27 protein-coding genes are annotated in these 25153 nt (G+C 57.2%); 25 read left to right on the forward strand and 2 right to left on the reverse strand.

Annotated features, from left to right (window positions below):
• The first annotated feature begins 176 nt into the window (after positions 1-176).
• From H8B14_RS08075 to H8B14_RS08115, 9 genes are all read left to right on the forward strand, one after another.
• Positions 177-848: a DUF7019 family protein gene (locus H8B14_RS08075; protein WP_261989935.1), complete on the forward strand. Its 672-nt coding sequence runs from the start codon at positions 177-179 to the stop codon at positions 846-848.
• Between the two features lie 107 nt (positions 849-955).
• Positions 956-1561 (forward strand): hypothetical protein, encoded by a 606-nt coding sequence (locus tag H8B14_RS08080; protein WP_187315106.1) that lies wholly within the window; start codon positions 956-958, stop codon positions 1559-1561.
• Positions 1558-2157 carry a phospholipase D-like domain-containing protein gene (locus H8B14_RS08085; RefSeq protein WP_187315107.1) on the forward strand — a complete coding sequence of 200 codons (600 nt, stop codon included), beginning with the start codon at positions 1558-1560 and terminating at the stop codon, positions 2155-2157. Before H8B14_RS08080 ends, H8B14_RS08085 begins: the two co-directional genes overlap by 4 nt.
• On the forward strand, positions 2154-2435 hold the full coding sequence (locus H8B14_RS08090) for a hypothetical protein (RefSeq protein WP_187315108.1): 282 nt from the start codon (positions 2154-2156) through the stop codon (positions 2433-2435). Before H8B14_RS08085 ends, H8B14_RS08090 begins: the two co-directional genes overlap by 4 nt.
• Positions 2432-3049 (forward strand): hypothetical protein, encoded by a 618-nt coding sequence (locus H8B14_RS08095; protein WP_187315109.1) that lies wholly within the window; start codon positions 2432-2434, stop codon positions 3047-3049. The genes H8B14_RS08090 and H8B14_RS08095 overlap by 4 nt, the downstream gene beginning before the upstream one ends.
• A gap of 41 nt (positions 3050-3090) precedes the next feature.
• Positions 3091-4707 carry a hypothetical protein gene (locus H8B14_RS08100; protein WP_187315110.1) on the forward strand — a complete coding sequence of 539 codons (1617 nt, stop codon included), beginning with the start codon at positions 3091-3093 and terminating at the stop codon, positions 4705-4707.
• Positions 4708-5284: 577 nt separating this feature from the next.
• Positions 5285-5692, forward strand: a complete 408-nt coding sequence (locus H8B14_RS08105) for a hypothetical protein (protein WP_187315111.1) — start codon at positions 5285-5287, stop codon at positions 5690-5692.
• 154 nt (positions 5693-5846) lie between these two features.
• Positions 5847-6422, forward strand: coding sequence for a hypothetical protein (locus H8B14_RS08110; RefSeq protein WP_187315112.1), 576 nt, complete (start codon positions 5847-5849; stop codon positions 6420-6422).
• On the forward strand, positions 6422-6760 hold the full coding sequence (locus H8B14_RS08115; protein ID WP_187315113.1) for an ArdC-like ssDNA-binding domain-containing protein: 339 nt from the start codon (positions 6422-6424) through the stop codon (positions 6758-6760). The genes H8B14_RS08110 and H8B14_RS08115 overlap by 1 nt, the downstream gene beginning before the upstream one ends.
• A gap of 149 nt (positions 6761-6909) precedes the next feature.
• Here H8B14_RS08115 and H8B14_RS08120 read toward each other — a convergent pair whose 3' ends face one another.
• Positions 6910-7116, reverse strand: coding sequence for a hypothetical protein (locus tag H8B14_RS08120; protein ID WP_187315114.1), 207 nt, complete (start codon positions 7114-7116; stop codon positions 6910-6912).
• 83 nt (positions 7117-7199) lie between these two features.
• Here H8B14_RS08120 and H8B14_RS08125 point away from each other — a divergent pair, with 83 nt between their 5' ends.
• The 11 genes from H8B14_RS08125 to H8B14_RS08175 are packed head-to-tail and all read left to right on the forward strand — an operon-like array spanning position 7200 to position 13439.
• Positions 7200-7526, forward strand: coding sequence for a hypothetical protein (locus tag H8B14_RS08125; protein ID WP_187315115.1), 327 nt, complete (start codon positions 7200-7202; stop codon positions 7524-7526).
• The gene (locus H8B14_RS08130; protein ID WP_187315116.1) at positions 7526-8920 is read left to right on the forward strand and encodes a hypothetical protein; all 1395 of its coding nucleotides are present in this window, start codon (positions 7526-7528) and stop codon (positions 8918-8920) included. Before H8B14_RS08125 ends, H8B14_RS08130 begins: the two co-directional genes overlap by 1 nt.
• 2 nt (positions 8921-8922) lie before the next feature.
• A complete protein-coding gene (locus H8B14_RS08135; protein ID WP_187315117.1) occupies positions 8923-9759 on the forward strand; it encodes a DUF6712 family protein in 837 nt (278 codons plus the stop codon).
• 1 nt (position 9760) lies between these two features.
• Complete coding sequence (locus tag H8B14_RS08140) at positions 9761-10069, forward strand: hypothetical protein (RefSeq protein WP_187315118.1); 309 nt, start codon at positions 9761-9763, stop codon at positions 10067-10069.
• A 14-nt stretch (positions 10070-10083) separates the two neighbouring features.
• Positions 10084-10533, forward strand: a complete 450-nt coding sequence (locus tag H8B14_RS08145; RefSeq protein ID WP_187315119.1) for a hypothetical protein — start codon at positions 10084-10086, stop codon at positions 10531-10533.
• A complete protein-coding gene (locus H8B14_RS08150) occupies positions 10503-11108 on the forward strand; it encodes a hypothetical protein (RefSeq protein ID WP_187315120.1) in 606 nt (201 codons plus the stop codon). Before H8B14_RS08145 ends, H8B14_RS08150 begins: the two co-directional genes overlap by 31 nt.
• Before the next feature lie 4 nt (positions 11109-11112).
• Positions 11113-11253, forward strand: coding sequence for a hypothetical protein (locus tag H8B14_RS08155; protein WP_187315121.1), 141 nt, complete (start codon positions 11113-11115; stop codon positions 11251-11253).
• Positions 11253-11621, forward strand: coding sequence for a hypothetical protein (locus H8B14_RS08160; RefSeq protein WP_187315122.1), 369 nt, complete (start codon positions 11253-11255; stop codon positions 11619-11621). The genes H8B14_RS08155 and H8B14_RS08160 overlap by 1 nt, the downstream gene beginning before the upstream one ends.
• Complete coding sequence (locus H8B14_RS08165) at positions 11618-12448, forward strand: hypothetical protein (RefSeq protein ID WP_187315123.1); 831 nt, start codon at positions 11618-11620, stop codon at positions 12446-12448. Before H8B14_RS08160 ends, H8B14_RS08165 begins: the two co-directional genes overlap by 4 nt.
• Before the next feature lie 18 nt (positions 12449-12466).
• The gene (locus H8B14_RS08170; protein WP_187315124.1) at positions 12467-12952 is read left to right on the forward strand and encodes a hypothetical protein; all 486 of its coding nucleotides are present in this window, start codon (positions 12467-12469) and stop codon (positions 12950-12952) included.
• The gene (locus H8B14_RS08175; RefSeq protein ID WP_187315125.1) at positions 12945-13439 is read left to right on the forward strand and encodes a hypothetical protein; all 495 of its coding nucleotides are present in this window, start codon (positions 12945-12947) and stop codon (positions 13437-13439) included. The genes H8B14_RS08170 and H8B14_RS08175 overlap by 8 nt, the downstream gene beginning before the upstream one ends.
• Here H8B14_RS08175 and H8B14_RS08180 read toward each other — a convergent pair.
• Positions 13351-14193: a hypothetical protein gene (locus tag H8B14_RS08180; RefSeq protein ID WP_187315126.1), complete on the reverse strand. Its 843-nt coding sequence runs from the start codon at positions 14191-14193 to the stop codon at positions 13351-13353. The two genes, H8B14_RS08175 and H8B14_RS08180, sit on opposite strands and share 89 nt — an antisense overlap.
• 85 nt (positions 14194-14278) lie before the next feature.
• Between H8B14_RS08180 and H8B14_RS08185 the strand changes: the two genes are divergently transcribed.
• The 5 genes from H8B14_RS08185 to H8B14_RS08205 all read left to right on the forward strand — a co-directional run bounded on the left by H8B14_RS08185 (position 14279) and on the right by H8B14_RS08205 (position 25147).
• Positions 14279-17902, forward strand: a complete 3624-nt coding sequence (locus H8B14_RS08185) for a phage tail tape measure protein (protein WP_187315127.1) — start codon at positions 14279-14281, stop codon at positions 17900-17902.
• Complete coding sequence (locus tag H8B14_RS08190) at positions 17902-19734, forward strand: hypothetical protein (RefSeq protein WP_187315128.1); 1833 nt, start codon at positions 17902-17904, stop codon at positions 19732-19734. The genes H8B14_RS08185 and H8B14_RS08190 overlap by 1 nt, the downstream gene beginning before the upstream one ends.
• The gene (locus tag H8B14_RS08195) at positions 19709-21487 is read left to right on the forward strand and encodes a hypothetical protein (RefSeq protein ID WP_187315129.1); all 1779 of its coding nucleotides are present in this window, start codon (positions 19709-19711) and stop codon (positions 21485-21487) included. Before H8B14_RS08190 ends, H8B14_RS08195 begins: the two co-directional genes overlap by 26 nt.
• A gap of 301 nt (positions 21488-21788) precedes the next feature.
• A complete protein-coding gene (locus tag H8B14_RS08200) occupies positions 21789-24554 on the forward strand; it encodes a hypothetical protein (protein WP_187315130.1) in 2766 nt (921 codons plus the stop codon).
• A 2-nt stretch (positions 24555-24556) separates the two neighbouring features.
• A complete protein-coding gene (locus tag H8B14_RS08205; protein WP_187315131.1) occupies positions 24557-25147 on the forward strand; it encodes a recombinase family protein in 591 nt (196 codons plus the stop codon).
• Positions 25148-25153: the final 6 nt, after the last annotated feature.

Here is a 25153-nt window from a genome sequence, read left to right on the forward strand (position 1 = left end):
CTATAGACAGCAACTGCTTGACTTGGCTGCTGCTCTAGACTCTATAAGCACCTATTACCTCGGCTAAACAATACCGCCTGTTGCAACGCATTTCAATTTATCTGTATGTGGATGTGGTTTTTGTATAAAATTTTATTATTATAGTATTGTATTTGCAGGCCGTATATGCTATGACAATGAGATACTATGTCTATATATCCGATGCTAAAATAGAGCAGTTTTTTAAGCAACTGCCTATCTTCACAAGAATGGTGATTAAGTTTTCTATAAAATTCAATTTAAAGTTGATAGATATTGGAGTTGAAGGTAATGGAGCTGGAGATGAAAACAATAGATATGCGAAAGTGAAAGCAATTGAAAAATTTATGATAGATAATAAATTATTGGACGATGTGCGGTTTGGTGAGAAATTTATAAAAGGTTTAGGAGATTTTATCTGGGGCGATTTCAAAGAGGAATGGTATGAAGGGGATCTAGTATACTTCTTTGCTAATATGTCAGGATATAAACTATTAATGATAGGATCTAAAGCATTTAGTATCAATAGTGTTCCTCTGGGAAGAAAAACAGGCGATGCCTTAGCTGATGTAATACAAACAGATCTTCAGGGTGGCTTTTCTCGGCATGGTTACTATACGTCTAGAGCTTTTATTTCTACTGTAGTAAAGTTGTTGAAAGAAAATAACGCAATAAGGGAAGGTAGTCAATCTATAGAATCCTCTTTAAGCGCAATTAATGCTCACTATGATGAAAAAAGCGGGATACACCAACGAATGGAATTTGTCGCAAAAGTCCTATATCGAGAGGGAGAGATAATCCTAGCGACGCCAATATTTGTATCCATATAGATCTTGCACTCCGCCTTTCATAAATATTTATTCCGAAATATTTATTTCCGTTACATAGCCTAAAGCATGTCCTTGCGCCTGCAATTCCCGCCGTTCACCTTTGGGGCATGTCAGCAATTGCACGTTTAAGGGGATGGCTCAACTCAGGCCAGGACTACACGGAAGGCCTGGCCCTGGCCGAGGAGCTTTGCAGTAACCAGGCACTGCTCAAGCTGCTGCGCGCGGGCGCCAATTCGTTTACCACCCGCAAGTTGGGGGAGGAGCTGGCCCGCATCAGCCAGGCGTTGCCGGACGCGGCCGTGCAGGATCTGATCCGCCTGGTGGTGGCCACGGCCGCGCCCAAGGTGGAGAAGCCGGCCGACGTGGCGGCCCTCGAAGCCGAACGGATTGCCGGCTTCAAGGAAGCCAGCCAGCTGCATGCTCAACTGCGCCGCATTCCTGCCGTTGCAGAACGCTTCGAGGTAGCTAAGCGCATTAAATCCTTGTTTCGGCGTAACGATGAAATATGGGGCCATCTGAGCCACTACCAAGAGCACGGCCACTTGCCGCCAGTGCTGCCCGAGAAGCCCGCCCTCGACCTGCAAGACCGCGCCGTTATCACCCTGCGCCGCAATACCTTGCGCACCTACCTCAGCTCGAAGCGCGGCACGCCCGAAAAGCGTGCCCTGTGGGCAGCTGAGCGCGACGATTTAGATAGGAGGTTGGCCGAATGAGCCTGTTTAAGACCTCCGAATTAGCCAAGCCAGCCGTAACGGCTGCCGGCCAGCTACGTCCCGCTGTGCGGCGTTCAGGCGTCAGCACGGCCCTGTTTGGCATTAGTAGGGGCCGCAAGGAATTGCTCCAGCATTTCGGCCAGTTGGAACCCGGCCAGTGCTACCACTACGCTACTGGCGGCAAGTGGAGCGCGCACGAGCTGCTGCAGTATGTGCTGGAGCGTACCGGCCCGGCCCGGGTTTACATCACTTCCTGGACTATCACCGAGGCCCCGCTCCGAAGCCTGCGCGAACTGCGCAATGCCGGCGTCATCAAGGAACTGACGTTGCTGCTCGACCACCGCATCAAGTCCCGGTGCCCGCAGGCCTGGCAGTTGGTGCCCAGCCTGCAGGCCCGGGTGCATCTTTCGAAATGCCACGCCAAGGTTACAGTCGTCGAGAACGACGAGTGGGCCGTGGCCATCGTGAGCAGCCAGAACTATACCCGCAACCCCCGCATTGAGGCCGGCATCGTCAGCCTCGACCGGGGCGCGGCCGACTTTCACCGTAGCTGGATTGAGCGTGAGCTGGCCGGCGACAAACCCTTTGAGCAATGAGCACCGACCAACTAAGTGAAGTGGAGCGACTGGCCAGCCTGATGTTTTCTGCGGCTGAAGTGTGCCTGATTATGAATGTGCACTTATCAGAATCTGCATTTATCGCTGATGAGCAGGAGTTAGATGAGTTTGGTAAGGCCATGCTGCGTGGTCGGCTGAAGCAGGAGGCCGAAGTGCGCGCCAGCATCTTCGATAATGCCAAGGCCGGCAGCTCGCCCGCTCAGACGCTGGCCACCCAATTGATTCACGCGGCACACGTCGCTGCAGCTGGAGTATGAGTACAAAACCAAAGAAAGCGGCCGAAGTGGCCCGCACGTACGCAAAAATCACCACCCAAAGCGAGGTCGATACCATCAACCGCTACCTGCAGGGAACGGTGGCCACCATTTCGCCCAAGCTGGAGGAAATGCTGAAGCGGCTGGAAACGGCCGCCGATTTGCTGCGCAAGCACGGTAGCCGCCTCGTAGTGGCCGCTAAGCTGCGCCACCTCTACAAATACAGCACGGCCACGGCCTACCGTGACATCGACGACGCTATGGAGGCCTTTGCCCCCACGACGCGGGTAAACCGGGCGTTCTACGTCGATCTGATGCTGGAGAAGATGTTCAGTACCCACGCTAAGGCCATCGTCGCCGGCGACCTGAAAACGGCCGCTTCCGTGGAGAAGAACATCATGGCAGCCATCGACAAGTTCATGGGTGATGCCGATTCGTTCCCCATCGACGAGCTGCAGCCGCCGCGCTTCATCATCGGCCACTTCCCCGAGCTGGTGGGCCGCAAGCTGCCCGACAACTGGGAACAGCAGGTTAAGAACATCCTGCGCGAGAAGCGTTCTGGCAACTTTGCCGGCGCTGAGGAAGCCAAGGTAGTAGGAGAGGAGGAGCAATTATGAGCCGGCAGAACATACCAGATCCTGCGCCCCGCCAGAAGCACATGAACAGGCCGCAGCGGGAGTTTTTGGCGGCTGATCCGCATACGGCCGTCCTGCTGTGGGGCCGCCGTACCGGTAAGACCGAAGGCCCGGCCGCCGTGCACACCCTGCGCCGTATTCACGAGATGCCGCGGGCCAACGGCTTCATTGCCGGCACCACCTATGAGCAGCTGCTGACGCGCACGCTCCCGCCGCTGATTGCGTCTTGGGAGTCGATGGGCTACAAGCGCGACGTGCACTTCTGGGTAGGCAGCTATGCCCCCAAGAACCTCAAGATTCCCAAGGCCCACCGGCACCCGCTGAAAGCCGATCACTACATCCACTGGTACAATGGCAGCGGGCAGTACCTGGTGAGCCAGGACCGCCCGGGCACCATCAACGGCGTGGCCACGCAATGGGGTTATGCTGACGAGGCCAAGTTCCTGAATGTGGACCGCCTGCGTGAGGAGGTGCTGCTCACGCTCAGCGGCTTGGCTGATTTGTACGGCGACCATCCGCACTACCTCTCGATGCTCTACACCTCCGACATGCCCACCACACAGAAGGGGCAGTGGCTGCTGGAGTATGAGAAGGAGATGGATAAGGAGCTGTTCGACCTGATTTTCGCCCTGGTGGCGGAGGAGGCCCGGCTCGAAGCCAGGTACGACGAGGCCAGCCAGCGCGTGCAGTCTACCATTCGCCGGCAGCTGGGTGAGCTGCGCGAGGCCTTGGCCCAGCTGCGTAAGAACTCGGTGTACTACTCGGAGGCCACGACCCTCGACAACATCGACGTGCTAGGTCTGGAGCCCATCCGGGGCTTCCGCCGCACGCTGACGGATTCTGTGTTCAATTCCTCGGTGCTCAACAAGCGCCGGGTCGCGGTAGAGTTTGGCTTTTATGCCATGCTCGATGAGGATATCCACGGCTATGATGCGTTCGACTACACCCACATCGACGGCCTCGACCTGAGCCTGGCCTTATCGGTGGAGCGCGATTCGCGCTGGGATGCTGACGTACGCCGTGACCAGCCGCTGGATTTGGGCGGTGATGCCAACAACATCTTCTGCTGCTGCGTGGTAGGCCAGCAACAGGGACGCAGCTACCGCACGCTCAAGGGCATGCACGTTGAGCACCCGGACCTGCTGCCCGAGCTGGTGCAGAAGTTCATCAAGTACTACCGCCACCACCGCAACAAGCATGTCCGGTACTACTACGACCACACCATGATACCCCGCAATGCGGCCTCTGACGTTAGCTATGCGGATATCTGGTGTGATGGCCTGATTGCAGCCGGCTGGACTGTAGAGCGCATCTACATTGGCCAGGCATCGTCGCATCACAGCCGATACCTGCTCTGGCAGCAGACGTTCAAAGGCTCGGATACGCGCCTGCTCAAGTGGACCATCAACCGTTCCAACTGCCGTGAGCTGATTGTGGCACTGCAGAAGGCAGGCATCAAGAAGTCCGGCGAGGAGTTCAAGAAGGACAAGTGGAGCGAAACGATCCGCGACGGTAAGCCCGTCGTGCCTCCAGTAGAGGCCACCCACTACACCGAGGCGCTCGACATGCTCTGGTGTGGCGCGCACAAGTCGGTCATGCACGAGCTGACCTCCGAGTTTGCTGGCCAGGCCTATGGGTAGGGCGTCTCCCTTCGGGCCGGGCTGTTCGGGGCTCCGCTTCGCTGCGGTGCTTACGCACTAAACCCCTACCATCCCTGACGCATCGTGCAACGCGGGCAACCCATCGGCTGAAAAGGCCGACCGGTTGCCCGCTTTCGGTTTATGTGGTGTCGGACTTGAAAAACGAGGCTCGGAAAATGAGCCCCGTTTTTCAAGTCCGACCTGTAGTAGGGGCCGGCCCGGGCCGGCTACCCCCCCCTCTCATATATCGTCAAACCCATATAGTGCAATTGCAGCCACGCGACAGCGCGGGTCGTGGTGACTTACGTCACGGAGCGGCTACCCGCCGCCCGAAATCAGTGTAACTATTTGATAATCAAGGGCATTAATTTCAATAAATGAGAAAAGTAATTGCTTTGTTGTGTACCGTATTCGGTACATTTATGTATATTTGTATATGGTAGTCGAGTGACAACCAGCACGTTAACCCTCAAATTTTTTAGTCATGCGTAAGCAAACCAAAAACATCGCCGCCGCAGTTCAACCCGCTGCAATCGTTGAAAATGTAGCCCTGGAAGCTGCAGAATCCGCCCCAGTGATGCACGTTGTAACCGACGAGCCCACTACCGACGAAGCCGCCAGCGCCCCCGAAACGGAGCCAGCGCAGGAGCCCGAAGCCGCCCCAGCCGAAGCAACCCAGCCCGAAGAAGTAGCGCCCCGGCTCGCGGCCGTGCTGCCGGTGGGCGAGTTGCTACAGCGCACCCGCGACCTTGAAGCCATTGCGACGAAGTTGGTTTTCTTCCAGTCCACCGCGGCGCAGTTGGGCGAGTTCCGGCTGGGTGCTCCCGGCTTCACGGATAAGCTCACGATTCGCACCGGCACCGGCCAGGAGTGGAGCAGCAGCAAAAGCGGCATTATTCAGAAAGTGCTGGATTTGCTGCGGGCCGAGCTTGCCACCCACACCGAAGCAGCAGAGAGCGAACTCCGCTCGATGATGGCGGCCTAAATGAAAAAAGGGGGCCGCGTCTGATACACGCGGCCCCCTTTAATTTTTTGCACTTGTAACCCTCAAATGCTCCGCTAAGGTAATGAATTACGAAGAAAAAAGAGCACTCGAACAGCAGCAGCGTGACCAGAAAGCCGCTGATTTTCACGCAAAAATGCACGAGGTCGCCCGCCACTTGGGCGGCTACATCTACACGCCCGAACCCGACCAAGACCGTAGTTTGTGGTACGCAGGCGGCGAGTTCAGCCACGCCGGCGAGGTAGTACGGTTTAAGGCTATACTGAGCCTACACGAACGGGGCGCAACCTTCCGCGCCGAGGTTTCGGGTGTGTATGCCACCGGCCCGAAGAACGAGCGGATAACGCTAAGGGCCGATGCGCCGCGTATCGGCTTCTTATCTACTCGCCCAGCGGCCCAGCTGGCCAACGACCTACGCCGCCGCTTCATTCCGGACTACCGCCAGCACGCCGCCCAGGTACGCGAAGCCGCCGACCGGGCCACCTTGTACCACGAGAAAGCCGAAGGGGCGCGGGTGGTTATGAATAGCGCCGGTTTCCGCTTTGGCATTGAAACGATAGAATCCACGGCCTACCGCAACGGGCGCCGCACTACGGCCCACCTGTACGGAGACGTTGCCGACCTGAAACTGCACAGCGTACCGGTTTGGCTGGTGCCGCAAATCATGGAATTAATCGACGGGCTGACGCCTGGCCTAGCCGTTGCTGCGTGATGGTGAAGAAGGCCCCAACCCCCGAACAGAAGGAAATTGCACGGCAGCGCCGCGAGGACTTGAAGCAGCTGAGCAACGCCGTAAAGCCCCTAGTTGAGATGGGCGAATTTCCCACCGTAAACGCCGCAATCATTGAAACGTACCGCCGCGACGGTCACGAAACCTTCAACACCTTCTGGCAGTGGAAGACGCTCGGTAAGGCAGTAAAGAAAGGCGCGAAGGCCTTCGTAGTGTGGGCGCAGCCGGTCCAGCGGGCCGCAAATGCCGCAGAGGACGCGCAGGACGAATACGAGTTTTTTCCTATCTGCTATCTGTTTTCTAACCTGCAAGTAGAGTAGAGAGGCCCACAGCGGCCAAAAACGGGCACTTCCGGAGGCTTTCGGAGGTGTTTCCGTGCGTACGGTCTACTTTCTTTTTGCTCCGCCCAAAAAGAAAGTAGCAAAGAAAAAGGGCGGAGCGACCTCCCCGCGTAGTCTGATTAGCCCGCTTACGTGGTCGGGTAGCCCACCTGCATATCCTTCAGCACCGCCAGCACCGCCTGGCGCGCATCCGGTTTCAGCCCGCGTGCACCAGACACGAAAAACCGCAGCGTCTTCTCCGTCAAACCGGCATCACTCTCGATTCCTGAGAGATTGAGCCGGTTTTTGTTTTTCTGGAGCCATTCCAGGAGCAGATCTGAGGCGGGTGCTTGCATACCCGAAGATACGGAGAATGTACCGAAAGCGGGACGCAAACCCTGTCCTTTTTCCCGCCTGCCTGCCGCGCCAGTTTTGCAGCATGGTGATTCAACTGAAAGAGGCTCTGGCACAAATGGAGGCGCGTGACGAGCGCCGCCGCCCGGTGCCGTTTTCGGTGGAGTTCTGCACCTGCGATGAGAACCGGGAGGAGGGAGGCGAAATCATTCGCCTCGACAACGTGGTGCTGGCCCGCAATACCGCGCCGGCCGCCAAGCGCGCCCCACGCTCAGCAGAGCCTACCGCCACGCGGCAGGCCAACGAGTGGGCCCAGGGCACGCGCAACTTCTACCTGCTCGACAATCAGCAGATCCGGAAGGCCGCTATCCGGCTAATCATCGGCTTCAACAACATGGATGTGGTGTACTAATGCAGGACGAAACCGAAGTACTGGTTGAGGACCAGGACATAATTGTAAACGAGGCGGCCAGCGTAGTCTATATGCCGGGCATTTCGGCAGTGGCTACCGTAACCAGTGGCGACCCGCTGAAGGCTCCTACCACGCCCGGGCAGAAGAAGGAGGCCGAGGGCGGCCACACCAATGAGCTGATTGCGAACTGGGGCCAGAACAACCAGCTGCCCCGCGAAATCCTCAACGACATCGAGCGCAGCCCTGAGCTGTCCTCGGTGCTCGACTGGAAAAAGCGGGCGCTAATCAGTGGCGGCCTGAGCTACGGCTACCTGGAGTACAACGTAAGCACCCGCCGCAAGGAGCTGGTGCCGGTCGTAGATGAGAAGCTCGACGCCTGGTTGCGCCGCACCAACATCAAACGGTACATCCGGGAAGCCACTACCGAGTTTTACAAGCTCTGGCACGTCTTCACGGAGTTCAACCTCGACGCGCAGCGCGACATTGCGGCCATGTCGTGCCAGGAGACGGCGTACTGCCGTCTGGGCCTGCAGGACGCCAAGGGCCGCGTCAACGACTGCTTTATCAACGCCAACTGGGAATCGGCCAAGCCGGAGGACGTAACGACCCTCAAGCTGCCGATGATTGACCCGTACTTCGACGCGGCCGTACGCCTGCGCGCTGACACCCGGAGTTTCAACTACATCTATCCGACCGCCGGCGATGCTTCGGGCTACAGCTACTACCAGCCCGCGCCCTGGCACTCGCTGCGCCTGAGCGGCTGGCTGAAGATGCTGGAGCAGATTCCCAAGTTCAAGCTCGCCCTACTGCGCAACCAGTTCACGCTGAAGTACCACGTCCAGATTCCGGAGTGGTGGTTTGAGTGGAAGTTCAGAGACTGGCACCAAAAGCCAGCGCTGAAAAGCACCCGCATCCAGGCGGAGCTGAAGCTGTTCAACGACATGATGAAGGGCGAGGAGCAGGCCGGCAAGTCCATCCTGACCGTGCTCCGCAACGACCCGCAGAACCACGGCAAGACCTACGAGGGCTGGAAAATCGAGCCGATCAAGGATGAAATGAAGGACGGGCGGCTCATCGACGACTCGGTGGAGGCCTGCAGCCACGTCTTCTTCGGCCTGGGCATGGACCCCACGCTGATTGGGCAGACGCCCGGCAAGTCGATGGGCGCCGGCAGCGGCTCCGACAAGCGTGTGGCAACCAACATCTACATGCTGCTGAGCAAATCCGAGCAGGATATCATTCTGGAGCCCATCGAGTTTGCCGCCGAATACAACGGTTACAAAGCCCCCAACGGGCAGCCCTATACTTTCTGGTTCGAGGCCTACCGCATCGCTACCCTGGACGAGGGGAAAGAGATTTCCAAGAAGGACGCCAACGACGAAAAACAAGTCTAGGGATGCTATTCGCCTACTTTTCCGATGACGCGCAGCTGCGCGCCCATCTGCCCGCCACGGCCGACGTGACGCTGGCCAAGTTCCAGAGCTACATCGACCGGGCCCGCGACCAGTACGCCCGCCACGAGCTGGGCCTACCGCTGCTGGAGTACATCGAAGGCGGCAACGCTCCGGAGGCGCTGCTGAAGGTGCTGCGCCCGGCCCTGGCCAGCTTCGGCTATTTCCTGTTTCTGCCGGTGGGCAGCGTGCTGCTGACCAGCAACGGCGCGGCCCAGTACCAGAGCGACACCCAGAAGGCCGCGACCGATAAGCAGGTGGAGCGGGCCAGCACTTGTCTGGAGGAAGATGGGTATGCCCAGCTGGAGGCAGTGCTCGACTACCTGGAGCTGCACGCCGCCGACTTCCCGGCCTGGCGCAATTCGGCGGCCTATACCGTGAACGAGGGCAGCTACCTACGCACGGCCACCGAATTTGACCGCTACGTGCACATCGACAATTCCCGCAAGCAGTTCCGGGCGCTGTGGCCGTCCCTGCGCGCTTTCGAGCTGCGCTGCCTGCGCCCGGTGCTGGGTGCCCAGCTTAATGCCCGGCTGCTGCAGGAGATAGAGCAGCCGGAGCATGCCGGCGTCATCGACCTGATCCGGATGGCGCTGGCCAGCCTGTGCTACCCGGGCGACGACTTACGCCGCGTGACGGCCGCCGCCGCGCTAGAGGAGCTGGACCAGCACCTGCACGAGCACGTCGCGGAGTACCCCGAGTTTCTCAATTCCCCTTCATATCAGCCGGTGGCACAGCAGTACGACCAGTCTGAAAGCGGCTTCTACGCCTTCATTCCCTAGTATGACCACCAGCGAACTTCTATTCCGAATCATCACGATAGCCCTCACAGCTATCAGCGTGACGGCCGCCGTCTACAACGTGCTGACGGCCCGCAGCACTCGCAACGACGAACAGCAAAAAGCCAAGCTCGATACCACCGCGGAACTGGCCAAGCGCAATGAGCAGGATATCAAAAACCTGAAAGAGCGCATGGAGGCCTGCGATGAACGCACTGAAAAGCGCCTCGACCAGATTGGCAATGACGTGGCAGAGGTGAAAAAGCTCTTTACCAATTTTCTCATCGACACGCTGCGCGCCGCGCGGCCTTAACCCCTTCCTCTTTTATGAATACGCTCAATTTCATTCGTGGCATCTTCCGCCGCTGGTTCCCCGCGCTGCTCGCCGTGTTACTCTGCGCAGCCTACTACCAGTACACGACTGCTCAGCAGGCGACTCGCGCCGCACTGACTACCGCAGTCAGCACGGGGCAGCTCAACGCCGACAGCCCTCTGATTGCTGCCGCCCATAACACGGAAATCCCGCCATTCGGGCTGGTGACCGGCAAGTTCATCTTCGCGCTAGGCCTGTTCTTTGGCGGGCTGGCCGCCGTGTGGTTTGTGCTGCGCTTCGTGGTGCCGGTGCTGCCTCGCTGGGCCACCAATCCGCTGACCGGCTACAAGACCGCTTTTATGGGCCTGGATACTGCTGATCAGTTGCGCACCTTCAACACGGTGTGGCTCTGCCTGCTCGGCTACTTTGCCTTTTGCGTCCTCTCTGCCTGCCTCGTTTCGTAATGCGGGCCTTGCTACTTGGCTGCTGGCTGCTGCTCACCAGCCTGGCCTGCCCAGCGCAGATTGCCTCCCGCGCTAAGCCGGCCGCCATTGAGTGTCAGCTGCAGGCCTCCGCCGAGCGGATGCATGTCCGGGAACGGACCGGCCGCAATGACGGCCCCGAAGTGGAGGCGGCGCAGAAGGCTGCCGGGGCCAAGAAGTTTGATCCGTGGTGTGGCTGCGAAATGTTCGTTCAGCAGCAATCGTGTGGGCTGCCTTCGCCCAAGTGGCCGGCCGCCGCCCGCAACTGGAGCCAGCTCACAAGCACCCGCACCTTCTTCATTCGCGGCTTGCGCGGCTCGGTAGACAGCGTGCGGCTGGGCACCATTGTCACTTTCTACTATGCCAATCTGGGCCGCGTGGGCCACGTCGGCAAAGTAGTCGGTGTCGGCCGACCGCTACGGGCTGGCCGTGCGCCGCGCACCTTCCTCGTCAACAGCGGCAACACTGGCCGGGGCGGGGGCCGTGACGGAGCCGGAGTCTATAACGTCAACTATCCTGCCTATCAGATCTACGGCGGGGCAAACTGGAGCTACTGATTCGATGAAGACTCGCCTGCTAATTCTTATAGGTGCCCTGCTGCTGAGCAGCTGCATCACCCACTCGCCGACCGTTGCCGGCACCACGGCCAAGAAGGGCATGAACAACGTGCCGATTGTAAAGCGTGAAAAACGGCACTTCTAATGCGTAGTCGCTATTTCATTCTGTTCGTGGCCCTGCTGAGCAGCTGCGCAACGCCCCGCATATTCGCGCCTGATCCGGAACCGGCCCCACTAATCGTGAAACTCGACTCCACCGGCATGGCGACCGGTATCTCCATCTCCGGCAAGATCAAAGGCGACGTGTACCTGCAGCAGGGTCAGGGCAATTCCGTAGCCAACAACACCAAGGCCGACCAGCGCGACCAGACGGCTCAGAAAGCCGACCAGCGCGACCAATCCGACCACAGCGAAGGCATCAAGAGCAGCCACGTCGTAGCGGGTGCGGTAGTGCTCGTGGTGCTTGTGGTGGGCCTCGTCTTACTATTTATCCGAACCCGGCCCGCCACATGAGCCAAGCCACCATCAAAGGCCGCACCTATACGGTGGCCGGCACCTGGAACGACCTCACGGGCAAGCAGCTCGTGCAGGTCGTTCGTTTGCTTTTCGCCCCGCGTGAAGTGTTGGATCTGCGCATGCGCCTCGTGCTCGTGCTGCTGCAGGCCCGTTGGAAGCTGCGGCTGAGCAAGCACCTGATGGGCCTGAGTGAGGAGTGGGCGGCTGAGCTGCTGCCGCTGGCTGACTTTTTACTGGAGGCCAGCCAGCTCACCAAGCAGCTGCTGCCGCGGCTGCGGCCGTCGTGGCTTGGGCCCGTGCTACATGGGCCCACCGACCGGCTGGCTAAAGGCGACCTGGGCGAGTGGATTGAAGCGGAAGCCGCCTACCACGACTACCACAAAACCAAGGATGTGCGCCACCTGAACATGCTGGTGGCCGTGCTCTACCGCCCCAAGCGCACGCACAAGCCTGATAATCCGGCCGACGATAACGGCGACGTGCGCGAAGTATTCAACGGCAACACGCTGCCGGCGCGCGCGGAGCTGGTGGCGCGGCTGCCGCTGGCCGTGCGCCAGGCCGTGCTGCTGTTTTATGATGGCTGCCGGCGCCGCATCATCCGGGCCTACGAAGAAACCATCTTCGCCTCCGACCCTGAAAACCCAGGCAAGAACAAGGGCCAGCACCCACGCCAGGCCTTCCTAGGCATCGCCGCCGAACTGGCCACGACGCCTGACCGCTTCGATGCCATCATCCGCCTGCCACGCGGCACCGTCTTTTTCGACCTGGACCGCCGCATCAAGCAGAACCAGGAGCGCGAGGCTGAGCGGGCCCGCAATTCTTAACTTATAAGGTAAGTTCTCATGAGCACCGACGACATCGAGGAGTATTTCGAGCTGATGGCTACGAAGCTGAAGGAAATCCGGCACACGCCGGCACTGCCTCGTTTCGTGCGCTTCAACATCGAGGAGGTACTCAAAGGCCTGCGCCATAACCTCAACATGACCAGCTATTGTCTGCTGCTGGAGGCACCGGAGGGCGTTATCGACGACAACCAGGCCGATCAGTTCTGGGACAACCAGGTAGTGTCGTACATGGTGCTGCGCCAGGTCGAGTTGAACGACTTCGCGGCCGAGCGGGCCACCGTGGCGGAGGCCCGCAAAATCGGTGTCAAGATCCTCACGCGCATCCTGTCTGATGAGCGGTTTGGTGAGGTGAACCTGGCGGAAGATCCGGTCGAGTACGAAAAGGTGGGCCCGGTCTTCAACAATGCCTTCGGCTACCGCATCAGCTTTACGGCCAAAGACCCGATCAGCCTGGCGTACAAATCGTCGGACTGGGATGCCTGATACCAACACGTCGGAGGTGCTGCAGGTAGTGCAGCAGTGGGCCAAGCGGCTGGAGGGCATCCTCGACCAGGAGTTCGACAAGCTGGGTATAGGTCAGAACGACGACCTGCGCCCCTCGGTGCGCCACAAGGTGTACCAGATGGCCGGCGACATGATCGGCTACGACCTAAGCTTTCTGGGCTACGGGCGGTTTGTCGATATCGGCACTGGTAAGGGCAACGGCCGCGCTGAGCGCGACCTGAGCGTGGGCGGCATCCTCACCAAACTGGAAAGCCAGGACACCAACGGGCGCATCCTGAAGCGCCGGCGCGGCAAGGGCGGCCAGTTCAAGAAAAACAAGCGCGAGAAGAAGGGCCGCAAGCCGAAGAAATGGTACTCCCGGGCCTTCTATGGGCAGCTCAACCGGCTGATGGGCGTTGTATCGGCAACGATGGTGGAGTCTGCGGTAATTTCTGTAAAAGCTGGTTTACAGAATCTGAATGCATAGCAGCTTTGTATTGATTAAGTCGAGCCTCTTGAACTGAATCACCCAATATGTAATAGCCGAGTTCGAGTTTCTCTATTTTTTCTTCTGCAATTATGGTCCGAACAGAATTATTGTTACTGAGAAAGAAGTGATGGTTGCCGGCTTTGCCTAGATACTTAGTTAGATTGATACTGCTGTTTTGTGAGCTTGGTATCACGTAATCGTATACGTAGTTGTTTTCTATCTGCCAAGCGTCCTTTCTGCCTTCAATGAAGGCGTTCACAACTAGAAAATTGACGAAAAACAGTACCCCGAGTGTGCCTTCTTTACGCCAGTATCCGGCGTTTTCCGGAATGATAAGCTTCCCAATAAGACTGGAAACAATGAAATTCAGGAACATGAATCCGATAAAATACACATCCCAGTTTGTTCTCGCTTCAATGACCAATCTTTCAGTATCTGAAGTAACAGGCCGTAAGTTCAGGTAGTAGTAAGCGCCACAACTGATAATCACAACTACCAGTACAAACCATCCACTGATGTTGCCTAAACGCTCAAGAACGGCTTTACATAGCATATGGAAGATCGAATTGATTAGTGTTACTACGACAGTAGACACGAGTGGTGCCGTCACTCCTTTTACTAGGTCTTGTATTGGGTAATAATTGAAAGCGTCAATGCCAAAAGTTCCCCAATATCCAGTGTTATAGGCAACGGAGACCAAGTACAAATAGGGCAATATCCAGAAGGCTAATCGGTCAAATGAGATTTTCATAAGGCGTTATTTTGTCAAAGTTATAGCCTTATATCCTTAAAACCCTGTCCTTTTTCCCGCCTCCAGACCGCCGCAGTTTCGCGGCATGAGTGTTCGGAAAGATGAAGTCCAGGTGTCCGTCATCGTCGATGGCAAACAGGGCATAAACGAGCTGGGACGGCTCGAAATGGAGGCTGCCGAGCTACGGCAGCAGATGAAAGGCCTGAAACGCGACTCCGAGGAGTTTGCCCAGGCCTCCGAGAAATACGCCCAGGTGAAGCAACGTACCCGCGAACTGCGCGAGGAACTCGGCGTCACGGGCATGACCATGCGCCAGCTGCGCACCTACTCCAATGAGCTGAAGCGGGAGATGGACAACCTCACGGCGGGCACGCCCGAGTGGGAGCGTCTAAATGGCAAGCTGCAGGAGGTGAATGGCACCATGGGCAAGCAGAAGGAGCAGATGCAGGGGCTGAGCAAGTTCTGGGAGCAGATCAAGGGCGAGGTGAAATCCTTCGGCATGTTGGCCGTGGGCTTCCTGGGCTTTCAGTTTCTCTCGCAGGAAATCGGCAACGTCATCAGCAAAAATGCCAAGTTGAGCGACTCCTTTTCTGATATCCAGAAGACGACGGGCATGACGGCCGGCGAGGTCCGGGCGCTGAATAAAGACCTCAGCCAGGTCAATACCCGCACCAAGGGCGACGAGCTGCGCAAAATTGCTGCTGATGCTGGCCAGCTGGGTATTGCCAAGAATGACATCCTCGCTTTCACGGTGGCCACCGACAAGCTGTATGTGGCGCTGGGTGATGAGTTCGGCAGTGTCGAGGAGGTAACCAAGCAGACGGGCGCCCTGCGCAACATCTTCTCTGATATCAAGTCGCAGAAGGTCGATGAGGATATGCTCCACATCGGCAACGCCATCAACGTCTTGGGGAGTGAGGGCGCGGCCACCGGGCCCGTAATTGCCGATTTCGCCAACCGTATCGGCGGCGTCGGCATCAGCATGGGCCTGACCAGTGGCCAGGTGCTCGGCCTATCTGCCACGATGCAGGAGTTGAATATCAACGCGGAGCGCGGTGGTACCGCTACCGTGAAGATTCTGCAGGGTATGGCTTCGGAGCCAGCCAAATTTGCGCGTGTCGCCGGCATGGAGGCCGCTAAATTCAAGAAGCTGGTGGATACCGACCTCTACGGAGCGTTGGTGAAGGTGATGGAAGGCACCAAGCAGTCCGGTGCTTCGGCCACGGCCCTGGCCGGCATCTTGAATGACTTGGGCGTAGATGGCGCCGGTGCCTCGGAGGTGATGGCCAAGCTGGGCAGCAACACCGACATGCTGCAGGCCAAGGTGAAGCGGGCCAGCGGCGCGCTCAGCGAAACGTCGTCGATTATGGGCGAGTTCGACACCAAGAACAACAACTTCGCGGCGAAGCTGGAGCGCATCGGCAAGGCATTGAACTCCTCTTTCGTCAATTCTGCCATTATGGATGGGCTGGAGGGCATTGTGGATGGCCTCGACAGCATGATTGGCAAATCTGATGAAGTGGAGCAGCTTACGCTGTCCTTCGAGCGCCAGAAGCAGGCCGTAGCAGATCTGGCCAAAAATACCGAGCCGCTTATCGACCGGTATGAGCAGCTGAAGGGCAAAACCAGCCTCAACAAAACGGAGCAGGCGGAACTCGACACCATCGTGGGCAAGCTGGCCGACACCATTCCATCGGCTGTAACCGAGTGGGATAAGTACGGCAAGGCGCTGGGCATCAACTCCGGCTTGGCCCGCGAGTTCCTGGCCGAGCAGAAGGCACTGCTGCGCGTGATGAACGAAGATGCCATCGAAGGGGCTGAAACCAAGCTCACGCGCATCCAGGGCAAAATTATCAATGCTACCCGCGAGCTAAACCAGAAGGATGAACAGGGCCGCACTGGCTACCGTCAGGAAGTAAATGAGGATGGTTCAACATCCTACTACCGGCGTTCCACTGGCGAAATTGCGCTGATGCGCGCCGCCCTGAAGCGCCTGCAGGAGGATGAAGTGGCCGCACGTGGCATCCTGGCTAACCTGAAAGGGGAGAAGACTCCGGAGCAGATCAAGTCCGAAATGGATGCCAAGTGGCTGGCCTACGTTTTTGGTGACCAGAAAGGCCTCAAAGCCGTTGAGGAGCAGCACTTGGGCTTGCTGCAGGAGATTGATGAAAAAATCAAGCGCCTCACGGAGCAGCAGTTGGCTACGCGTAGTAAGGCGGAGATTCTGCAGCTGAAGAAGCAGATCGAGGAGCAGCAGAACTACCGGCTGCGCCTACTCGGAGAGTTTCGTGACAAGGAAGCCGAGAAGGACGCGGCCCAGCTGGAGAAGGATAAGGCTGCCGCCCTGAAGAATTTCCGGGCGCTGCAGGAGGTGGCCATGCAGGAGCAAGCCAAGCTCCGCGCCACCGATGCCGACGCCGACCAGCAAGCCATCAACCAGCTGGAGGCCCACTATGAAACGCTGATGCAGCGGGCCACCGAGTTTGCCGCCAGCACGCTGCTTTCGGAGGCAGAGCACCGGGCGGCCCTGGCCACGGTGAACCTGCTGGCCGACACCCGCGACGAGGCCCGCGACAACCTGAAGAAGCAGCAGGCCGAAAAGCGGGCCGCTGAGGCGCTCAAATTCGAGTACGACCACGAAATGGCGCGGGTGAACCTGCGCATTCTGCTGGCCAAACGAAACCAGAAAAACGACCCCCAGGAGTTGGAGGACGCCATGGTGGAGAAGGTGGAGAAGCAGCGCGACTTCGAGCTGAAGAACACCAAACTCACCGAGGAGCAAAAGCAGCTCATCATCCGCGAGTCGGAAGATGCTATTGCGGCCATCCGGGCCAACGGTGCTGACCGGGCACTGGAGAAGCTGCAGGAGACTGTACGCGAGTTTGCGGGCTACATGCAGGACGCCGCGCAGACGATGGCAGCCTATATGAAGCAGCAGAACGAGAATGAGCTGAAGCGCCTGCAGGAGGGCCAGAACAAGCGTTTGCGGTCACTCGACCAGGAAAACAAGGCCGGCCTCATGGGCAAGGCCGAGTATGAAACCCGGAAGCTGAATCTGGAGGAGCAGTTCGAGCAGAACTCTGCGAATATCAAACGGCGCCAGGCTGAGCGCGATAAGGAGTTTCAGATGTTCGAGGCCATCACGCGCACGGCTGTTGCCGTCGTCGAGGGTCTTATCCAGGGTGGGCCAGCGCTGGCGGCCTTCTATGGTTTGCTGGGCGGTATTCAAATTGCCACCATTGCCTCCGCTGAAATTCCGGCATTTGCCGAGGGCGGTTTCACCGCCGCCGAGGTGGCGGGCATGGAGCATGTCAACCTTTCGCGCTCTACAGGTGGCATGCTGCCCAACAGCGGCCCGTTCCTGGCCACCGTGAATGAGGTAGGCGCGGAGTACTTCGTGCCGCACAACCTGCTTTCGCAGCCGGTCGTGGCCAACCACGTCGCCGCCATCGAAGCCATCCGCACCGGTGCAATGCCGGCATTCGCCCAGGGTGGATTCTCCGCCACGCCGCCGCCGAGCTATAGTGCGCCAACCAGTAGCGCCCCAACCGGCATGAGTGAGGCTACCGCGCAGCAGATGCTTGCCGAGTTCACCACCCTGCGCCAGCTCTGGCAAGCTGGCGCCGTGGTAAGGGCTGAAGTAGTGCCGGAGGCGCTGGCCAAGACCACACAAACCAATACATCCATCTATCAGGATTCCTCAGTGTAATGGCAAAGATTCTGCTGAAACGCGACTACGAAAACCGTAACATCCCAAATCAGCCCGCACTATGGCTGCTGCAGTGGTTTTTCAATACCGAAGCGGAAGCCGATGAGTACGAGGAAATAGGCGTTATCACGGGCGGGCCAAATTCTAATTTCGCCCAGTATGGCAATCTGCCTCTATTCGAGCGTGGTGCTGCCGAAGTAATCTGGTCGCGCTGCGGGCCAACCGTAGCCGACCAGAGCCGGGCGCGCACGACGAAGACGACCTGGTTGTACGTGGCCAACCCACGCGGCACCACCACCATCACAGTAACGCCTAACTCAACGGATTGCGGCTTTGTAGCGCCTTCCGTATTGCTATGCCGCATCCTGATTCCCCGCGTGACCGTCGCCGGCACTACGGCGACCGTTACCACGGCTGAGGCGGCCGGCCAGGTTGAGTACCAGCTGCTCAACCAGGGTGGCCAGATTGTACGGCCACGCCAAACCAGCAACGTCTTCGCGGGCCTGGCCCCGGCCATCTACACCGTCGAGGCCTTCGACACCGGCAGCCAGGTGCCTGGCTGCAAAGCCACCTCGCAGTTTACTGTTTCGGTGCAGTCGTCGGGCGTGGCCACGCTCTCGCCACTACCGGAGTTGAGCTTTGCCGGTAACCCGATCATTGTGCGGGCTACGGCCTCGCTGGCCGGCCGGCCGCTGCTACTGCGCGTGTACCTGGAAACCTCACATGGCAGCAACAACTTCAAAATGGTGTATGAGGCAGTGCGGCCGACCAACGAGGCGGCCGTGGCCACGCTCGACGTGCGCGACATGCTGCGGTCGGACCTGCAGCCGGAGCTAAAAACCGCCCCGGGCTGGCACCAACTCACACGCCCGATCCGGCGCTGGTACGTGTCGGTGTGCGAGGTGCAGAATGGCGCCCTGGGACTCCTCAATACCTCGCCTTTTGTGACCGTGCTGCTAGGTGGGCTACCCCAGGAAATGTTGGCGGAAGGGGTGCAATTCTTCCTGGATGCACCGCTGCAGGGTTCGGTGCGCCGTGAGTTGGGTTTCTTCAGCTGGCAGCCGACGGATAAGCAGGTAGGAGCCGGCCACCTAGAAGTGCTGCAGGTGCTGCACCGGACTGGTGATGAGCCTGAGCTTCAGGTAGCGCACAATCCTATTGGTGCAGATCCTGCTCTAATCCAGCTATTTCCGCATCCTGCGCTGGAAGACATGGGTATCGGCGTAGGTGATGGAAGCGGTAGCCCTATTCAGGATGAGGCCGACCGGCCCGACTGGCAGCTTTCGCAGTTTATATATAGTGTGCCACTGCAGGCACCGCTTTCCACGCGCCTGCAGCTGCAGCTGCGTTACCCAAACTCCGACTACCTGGTGTTTCGCCGCAAGTCCATCGACATTGAGCGCGACCCGCTGATCGAGCCGCGCCAGTTCGTGTACGAAAACAGCCTGGGTGGCTTCGATACCATGGCCGCTTTCGGCCAGCTTCGGGCTTCGCTCAGCACCGAGCAGCAGCTAGTCAGCCGGTATGAGCCCGTGGTCGGCGTGGAAACCGCACGCGAGATGAGCTGGCCGGCCAACGGCAACCGGCTCACCATGGCGTTGGGCACCGGCTGGCTGACGGCCCACTGGCTGGAGTATCTGCAGGAGCTTTTCAAGCCGGGCCGCGAGGTGTACGAGGTAGTGAATGGGCAGCTGCGCCCCGTGGTGCTCACGACCAAGGAACTGGCCACCTACCGCGACAATAACAACGACATTTTTGCCGTGCTGGAGTACCGCTCGGCTTACTCCAGTAATTACTACGCTGACTATGCCCGCAATACGAATCGGAGCTAAGCCCTTGCTGCTACCCGCCGACGTCCAGCTGGCGCTGGAGCGCAACAGCTCCTGGCTGGCCCCACGTGAGCAGAACGGCAGCTTCTCGCTGCCGTTCAAAGCTCCCCTCACCGACAACCGCCACAATAACGCCCTGCTGGGCTTCCCGGAACGCTTCGACCACGCTGGCCGCCCGCCCCGGCGCTACGACCAGGTACAGGCTTTCGACGACACCGACAACCGGGTGGCAGCCGGCCAGCTCGTGCTGCAGGGAATCGAGCAGGATGGTTACTCCCTTAATCTGGTATGCGGCCTCTCAGCCGTGATGACCCGCCTGAAGCAGAAGTCCCTCCGCGAATTCTGGTTTGGCGGCCCGCGCCAGGTCTGCGCCGGTACCGTCAACAACTGGGGCGAGTTGAGCGACCTGATCGGGCAGCACATGCTCGATGTAGTGGATGACGTGGACGCCTATGACTACGTTTTTGCGCCATTCTGCAACAACGACGCCTACGCTGACCATGACGACAAGCTGCCCCACTGGCCCAATATGAACAACTGGGTAAACGATGGCTTCCAAATTCACAACGGCTACAGCCCGCCGGCCCCGGGCGCAACTGATCCGTCGATGGTTTTTGACCCAGCCACGGTTACGTCGTGCGTTCCGCTGCCGAAGCTGGCGTATGTGCTGGCCATGATTTTCGAGGAACTCGACATTCCTTTTGAGCAGGATCTGTTCACCGACCGGGAGTTACGGCAGATGGTGGTGCTCAGCACCACGCCCATCGAATACAACACGGATTGGTATGATTGGACCACTTCAGCAGATATCAACCTGACGTTCCGGATTGCCAACCAGCTGCCGGATATATCGGCCGCTGAATTTGTGCGCCTGATTGCTGATACCTACTACCTGGATCTGGACTTGTCGCCGGCCGGCGCCGTACGCCTCCGGCGCACCAACCGCCTGAGCACGGCCCGGCCCGCGCAGGATCTGACCAAATTAGTAGGCCCAGGGTTTACCCGCGACTTCGCGGAACTGGCAGTACGCGCCACCTACCTCACGGAGGATACTGTGGCCGGCAAGCTGACGCAGGAGGTAGAGCCACCGTTGCTGGCTGAGCCGGTGCAAAGCAGCCTGAATCTGCCCACACCCAGCCGGCCCAATGAAATCCGGTTGGCCACCTTCGACAACTTGTATTACCAGCACGATGGCGAGGAGTGGCGGCCGTACGCCGTGAACCTGCCGCCCGTAGTGGTTGGGAATGGGGAAAACCCGCAGGATGTTCCCCAGGGCATCCTGTTATCGGTTGAGTTGAATGTGCCGGCTACGCCCTCTGACGGCGTGAGCCTGCGCGTCCCGGTCATTGGCCAGCGGGCCTATTTGCCCCTGCTCAACCAGCTGGAGCGCGGTAAAGGTCTGCGCCTGGCTTTCTATCGGGGTATCCAACCGGGCTACGGCAGAAGTTACCCCATGGTGAGCATTAGCAATCAGAACATCAACCGGGGCCGCATCGGCAATTACTCGCTGTATCTGGATGGCGAGGACGGACTCGTGGCCAAGTTCGGCCAACTCTACCTGCAGATGCTGGCTGAGCAGCCGGCCAAATTTCCAGCTTACCTGACTGGTTATGACTTCGACACGCTGAATTTTGGAGAGCCAGTGAGCGTCAGAGGCGACATCTTCCTGATTCGCCGGGCCAACGTAGTGCTGCCGATCACGAGGCCTGGCACACTGGAGCTGGTGCCGCGCCGCAACTACGGCAACACGATATGAAGAAGAAGCCCCGGCGTCATGCTGGGGCTTCTTCTTTTCAGGTGCTGGAGTAGTGCGTGAATAGGTGTCCAAAAAAGGGTGTGAAAATCGGGCCTCGAAAACCGCGTTTTTAGGACCATGAGATGGGGTGGAAAAAGTGTCCAGAAACCGAGCCTTTTTTGGAAGGAGCTTATATGTTAAATCCTGACCGTGACTATGAAAACATAGATTGATCAAAAAGTAGGCTTTTTTGGACACGTTAGTAGAAAAGGCCAAAGGCTTTCGGTTATTTGCGGCCCCTCTAAATCATACTTTCTCATACATGGCTATTAAAACTAATGCTCCAGATACTAGCCTCCTTAATCGATATATCAGTGAAGACGCACCTGAGTCTTCGAAAAGCCATCTTGCTAAACAGTATTTCGACCAACTCTTCAAAGGCAACGTTAGCCATGAAGCAAAGGCACTGGGAGCAGACATATATGTGAAGGACCGGCTGGTTGTCGAACTGAAGAATCGGCAACAGGATTGGCTGGCTGGCTTTTACCAAGCCTTACATTATAGCAAGAAGGGGCTCACTTATGGCTCAGTTTGTGTCATTGCGCATCGATTCATCGGCCTATGGCGCCTTGATAAGATACCAAGTAAAGCCCTTGAGTTAGCTAGGCAGGCAGGTCCCATTCTGGCCGCCAGTGAAGTAGGAGTCTACAATGCTGCCAAGTCCAGCAAAGATCTGAAACTCGCCATTCTGGAAGCAGCATCCTACCGGTTCGACAATCTAGGGGATGGGGGAGAGGATTTTGCTCAAGGTCCTACCATGGCTGTGTATGCGTTGACCAAGCATCTGCGCAATCTTGATACAGGCCGCTTTCAGATCAATCCCCACAACTTCATCTCTATCATCGAGGAGATGAAACAGTATTTTGAACGGCCTATTGACGCGGTTCATACTTTCTATGACATGGTTGGCTTCTGGGATGCCACGTCAACAGTACCAGAGCCTAAGTCCAGTCAGCCGACTCGCCTCAATATCATAGCTGAAAATGGGGGGAGACAGAGCGAAGACTTTGTAGTCAGCCAGGAGCACCAGAAGAAATTCCGCGCCTTCGTTGGCCAACATTATCTATTTACGAATGAGCGCTCAGGCCTGACAGCGGATTACTACTTCAGTCGGTTCGATGAAGTAATGTCCAAGATTGATCCGGAGTATACCAAACAGCACGGCATCTTCTTCACGGATAATGGGCTGAGCAAATTTGCGCTATGGTTTGTACGGCACTACTTCGATGCCAAGCTCAGTGACAACTATGTGGTGTTTGATGCAGCAGCTGGTTCAGGGAACTTGGTGAGCAGTTGGCGTGGACACCTAAAGCATAAGATCATATCGGAGCTGCAGCCTGACTTGCTTCGCATCATTGATCGGCGTTTGAGTACTGATCCGCTGAACGCAATTGAAGGCTTCACAATTATCCCGAAAGTCAGTGAAGACCGAGGGCTTAATTTTCTGAGCATCTCAGCTGGCGAATACTATCAAGTGCTGAAAGACCACTTGTCGAAGGAGCATGTAGCCCTAGATAAGCCGTTTGCCTTCTTGATGAATCCTCCTTACAAGAACACGGATGAGAATTCAAATAAGCGCGAACGAACAGATTCAGGCTATGATATTCACCCCTCCATTCTCTCGTTAACAGGTGCAGACGCAGGGAAAGAGCGATACTTAGCTTTCCTAGGCCAGATCCTAAGAATGGCTCAGGTACAGGTTGCTGAATATCCTGATTTCCGGCCTGTGATGCTTATTTTTACGCCCACTTCTTGGCTTATTCCTCGGCCTACATATGCGGGCTTCCGCAAGCTATTCGACGAACACTTCGAATATGGCGACGGGTTCGTAGTAACCAGCAACGCCTTTTTCAAACTGAAAGGGACGTGGCCACTGGCCTTTACTGTTTGGACCTATCGAGGTGAAGCGGTACCAGGGGCGACGAATGAAATCAAGCTTCGGGATTTTACGCACCTCACCAAGCAGAACTTTGATTTCAACTGGGAAGTAGCGGAGGATGTCGCGCAGCATGAACTGGAAAAGACAGTTAACAAAGCTCCGATAATCAACTTAAGCGCTAAGAGAGGAGATATCCGTACGTTGCTGCCTAGCTTACTCGACAATAAGGGTAAGCTTGTTCGTCAGCCAAGAGTGAATATTTATAGGCCTTTACGGGTCAGCGAGAGAGGACAAACTATCGTGAGTGGGTTTCCTCTCACTGACACTCGTCATCGCACTGTAGCTACCCCATACGGCTTTGCCGAGGGGAAGTATATAGGCTTTATGGATGACCTGACTCCCGTCAGAGTAAATCAGGATACGTGTAACCGTCTGTCGAATAAGCCGGACAGAGTATGGTTTCAACTGCGGCCTGCGTTCATAGATATCAACCTCAATAAAGTACACAACGGCCCACCTGACAAGTATGGCTATTGTGCCTATGACTTGCCTTCTGCTCGCGCAACATTTGCTTGGTTCACGCTAAGCAAAGTGCTGAACGCTGGCTACCCGGTTTGGGCGAACCAATATGACCTATGGGCTCCTAACTTCTCGGATGAGGCCCAGGCTTCTAGATTCTACCGTCTTTGCTACGCTTATGTATTGGCTGAGAACCGGTGCATAGTGCTGACATTCGAAGCAGATAATCCAGTGGTTGGGGCGCCAGAAATCTTCTTGGATAATCCACTATGTCCGTTAAATCCTGAGTCGTTCTGGGCAAGAACAATAGCGCCAGAATTTTTTCAGCAACCGGCAGACGCTGCAACTCATCTGGTCGAAGCCGTGGAGAATTTATACAGGCAGTGGACGGTGACTCACTGCAAGGGGCACTTCAAGTATTATAGTGGACTGCAGACCGAAACCTACTTTAAGCACTTCACTCAACCTGATTATTTGACACCAAGATCAGGCCTGCTTCAGATTCGGCGTTACGCTGAGCAGCATGCCCAGCCGGATCTATTAGCACTTCTGCAGAAAATTAGTCTCCACACTAAAGCTGTGCGTGAGGAATTGCAGCAGATACTGAAGCTCACTGAATACTTTGCTTAAATATGCAAGCAGCCATCTATGCCCGCGTGAGCACTCGCGACAAGGGCCAAGACACTGAAAACCAACTGCGCGAACTGCGCACCTTCGCCGAGCGGCTGGGCTACTCTATATACAAGGAGTACACCGACCACGAGAGCGGGGGCAAAGCTAACCGCGTACAGTTCCAGCAACTCTTTCAAGATGCCCATCAGCGTCGCTTCGACGTGGTAATCTTCTGGGCACTGGACCGCTTCAGTAGGGAGGGCGTGACCGAAACGCTTAACTACTTGCAGAAGCTCTCGGTGGCTGGGGTGCAGTTCAAGAGCTTTACCGAACAATACCTTGACTCTACTGGTGTCTTCAAAGATGCTATAGTTGGGATTCTCGCGGCTATTGCTAAGCAAGAGCGCATACGGTTAGGAGAGCGAACTAAGTCTGGAATGGCAAAGGCATTGGTTAAAGGGAAAGCGATAGGTCGACCAACTGTCAATCGTGCGAAAGCCAATCAGATACAACAACTAAATGCAAATGGTCTGTCAAATAGGTCAATAGCAGCCATAGTGGGGGTTTCGCCGACAACTGTCGCAAAGTATCTTACACTCGTTGATAAATAGATTTTT

Source organism: Hymenobacter puniceus (assembly GCF_014333525.1).
GTDB lineage: Bacteria > Bacteroidota > Bacteroidia > Cytophagales > Hymenobacteraceae > Hymenobacter.

Excerpts from the sequence above, each read along its gene's own strand:
- H8B14_RS08125 (WP_187315115.1), top strand. The coding sequence starts at position 7,200 with ATGGTGATTCAACTGAAAGAGGCTCTGGCACAAATGGAGGCGCGTGAC.
- H8B14_RS08205 (WP_187315131.1), top strand. The coding sequence starts at position 24,557 with ATGCAAGCAGCCATCTATGCCCGCGTGAGCACTCGCGACAAGGGCCAA.
- H8B14_RS08080 (WP_187315106.1), top strand. The coding sequence starts at position 956 with ATGTCAGCAATTGCACGTTTAAGGGGATGGCTCAACTCAGGCCAGGAC.
- H8B14_RS08140 (WP_187315118.1), top strand. The coding sequence starts at position 9,761 with ATGACCACCAGCGAACTTCTATTCCGAATCATCACGATAGCCCTCACA.
- H8B14_RS08160 (WP_187315122.1), top strand. The coding sequence starts at position 11,253 with ATGCGTAGTCGCTATTTCATTCTGTTCGTGGCCCTGCTGAGCAGCTGC.
- H8B14_RS08095 (WP_187315109.1), top strand. The coding sequence starts at position 2,432 with ATGAGTACAAAACCAAAGAAAGCGGCCGAAGTGGCCCGCACGTACGCA.
- H8B14_RS08195 (WP_187315129.1), top strand. The coding sequence starts at position 19,709 with ATGCCCGCAATACGAATCGGAGCTAAGCCCTTGCTGCTACCCGCCGAC.
- H8B14_RS08085 (WP_187315107.1), top strand. The coding sequence starts at position 1,558 with ATGAGCCTGTTTAAGACCTCCGAATTAGCCAAGCCAGCCGTAACGGCT.
- H8B14_RS08135 (WP_187315117.1), top strand. The coding sequence starts at position 8,923 with ATGCTATTCGCCTACTTTTCCGATGACGCGCAGCTGCGCGCCCATCTG.
- H8B14_RS08090 (WP_187315108.1), top strand. The coding sequence starts at position 2,154 with ATGAGCACCGACCAACTAAGTGAAGTGGAGCGACTGGCCAGCCTGATG.
- H8B14_RS08100 (WP_187315110.1), top strand. The coding sequence starts at position 3,091 with ATGAACAGGCCGCAGCGGGAGTTTTTGGCGGCTGATCCGCATACGGCC.
- H8B14_RS08145 (WP_187315119.1), top strand. The coding sequence starts at position 10,084 with ATGAATACGCTCAATTTCATTCGTGGCATCTTCCGCCGCTGGTTCCCC.
- H8B14_RS08175 (WP_187315125.1), top strand. The coding sequence starts at position 12,945 with ATGCCTGATACCAACACGTCGGAGGTGCTGCAGGTAGTGCAGCAGTGG.
- H8B14_RS08170 (WP_187315124.1), top strand. The coding sequence starts at position 12,467 with ATGAGCACCGACGACATCGAGGAGTATTTCGAGCTGATGGCTACGAAG.
- H8B14_RS08200 (WP_187315130.1), top strand. The coding sequence starts at position 21,789 with ATGGCTATTAAAACTAATGCTCCAGATACTAGCCTCCTTAATCGATAT.
- H8B14_RS08110 (WP_187315112.1), top strand. The coding sequence starts at position 5,847 with ATGCACGAGGTCGCCCGCCACTTGGGCGGCTACATCTACACGCCCGAA.
- H8B14_RS08190 (WP_187315128.1), top strand. The coding sequence starts at position 17,902 with ATGGCAAAGATTCTGCTGAAACGCGACTACGAAAACCGTAACATCCCA.
- H8B14_RS08180 (WP_187315126.1), bottom strand. The coding sequence starts at position 14,193 with ATGAAAATCTCATTTGACCGATTAGCCTTCTGGATATTGCCCTATTTG.
- H8B14_RS08185 (WP_187315127.1), top strand. The coding sequence starts at position 14,279 with ATGAGTGTTCGGAAAGATGAAGTCCAGGTGTCCGTCATCGTCGATGGC.
- H8B14_RS08075 (WP_261989935.1), top strand. The coding sequence starts at position 177 with ATGAGATACTATGTCTATATATCCGATGCTAAAATAGAGCAGTTTTTT.
- H8B14_RS08105 (WP_187315111.1), top strand. The coding sequence starts at position 5,285 with ATGCACGTTGTAACCGACGAGCCCACTACCGACGAAGCCGCCAGCGCC.
- H8B14_RS08115 (WP_187315113.1), top strand. The coding sequence starts at position 6,422 with ATGGTGAAGAAGGCCCCAACCCCCGAACAGAAGGAAATTGCACGGCAG.
- H8B14_RS08155 (WP_187315121.1), top strand. The coding sequence starts at position 11,113 with ATGAAGACTCGCCTGCTAATTCTTATAGGTGCCCTGCTGCTGAGCAGC.
- H8B14_RS08120 (WP_187315114.1), bottom strand. The coding sequence starts at position 7,116 with ATGCAAGCACCCGCCTCAGATCTGCTCCTGGAATGGCTCCAGAAAAAC.
- H8B14_RS08165 (WP_187315123.1), top strand. The coding sequence starts at position 11,618 with ATGAGCCAAGCCACCATCAAAGGCCGCACCTATACGGTGGCCGGCACC.
- H8B14_RS08130 (WP_187315116.1), top strand. The coding sequence starts at position 7,526 with ATGCAGGACGAAACCGAAGTACTGGTTGAGGACCAGGACATAATTGTA.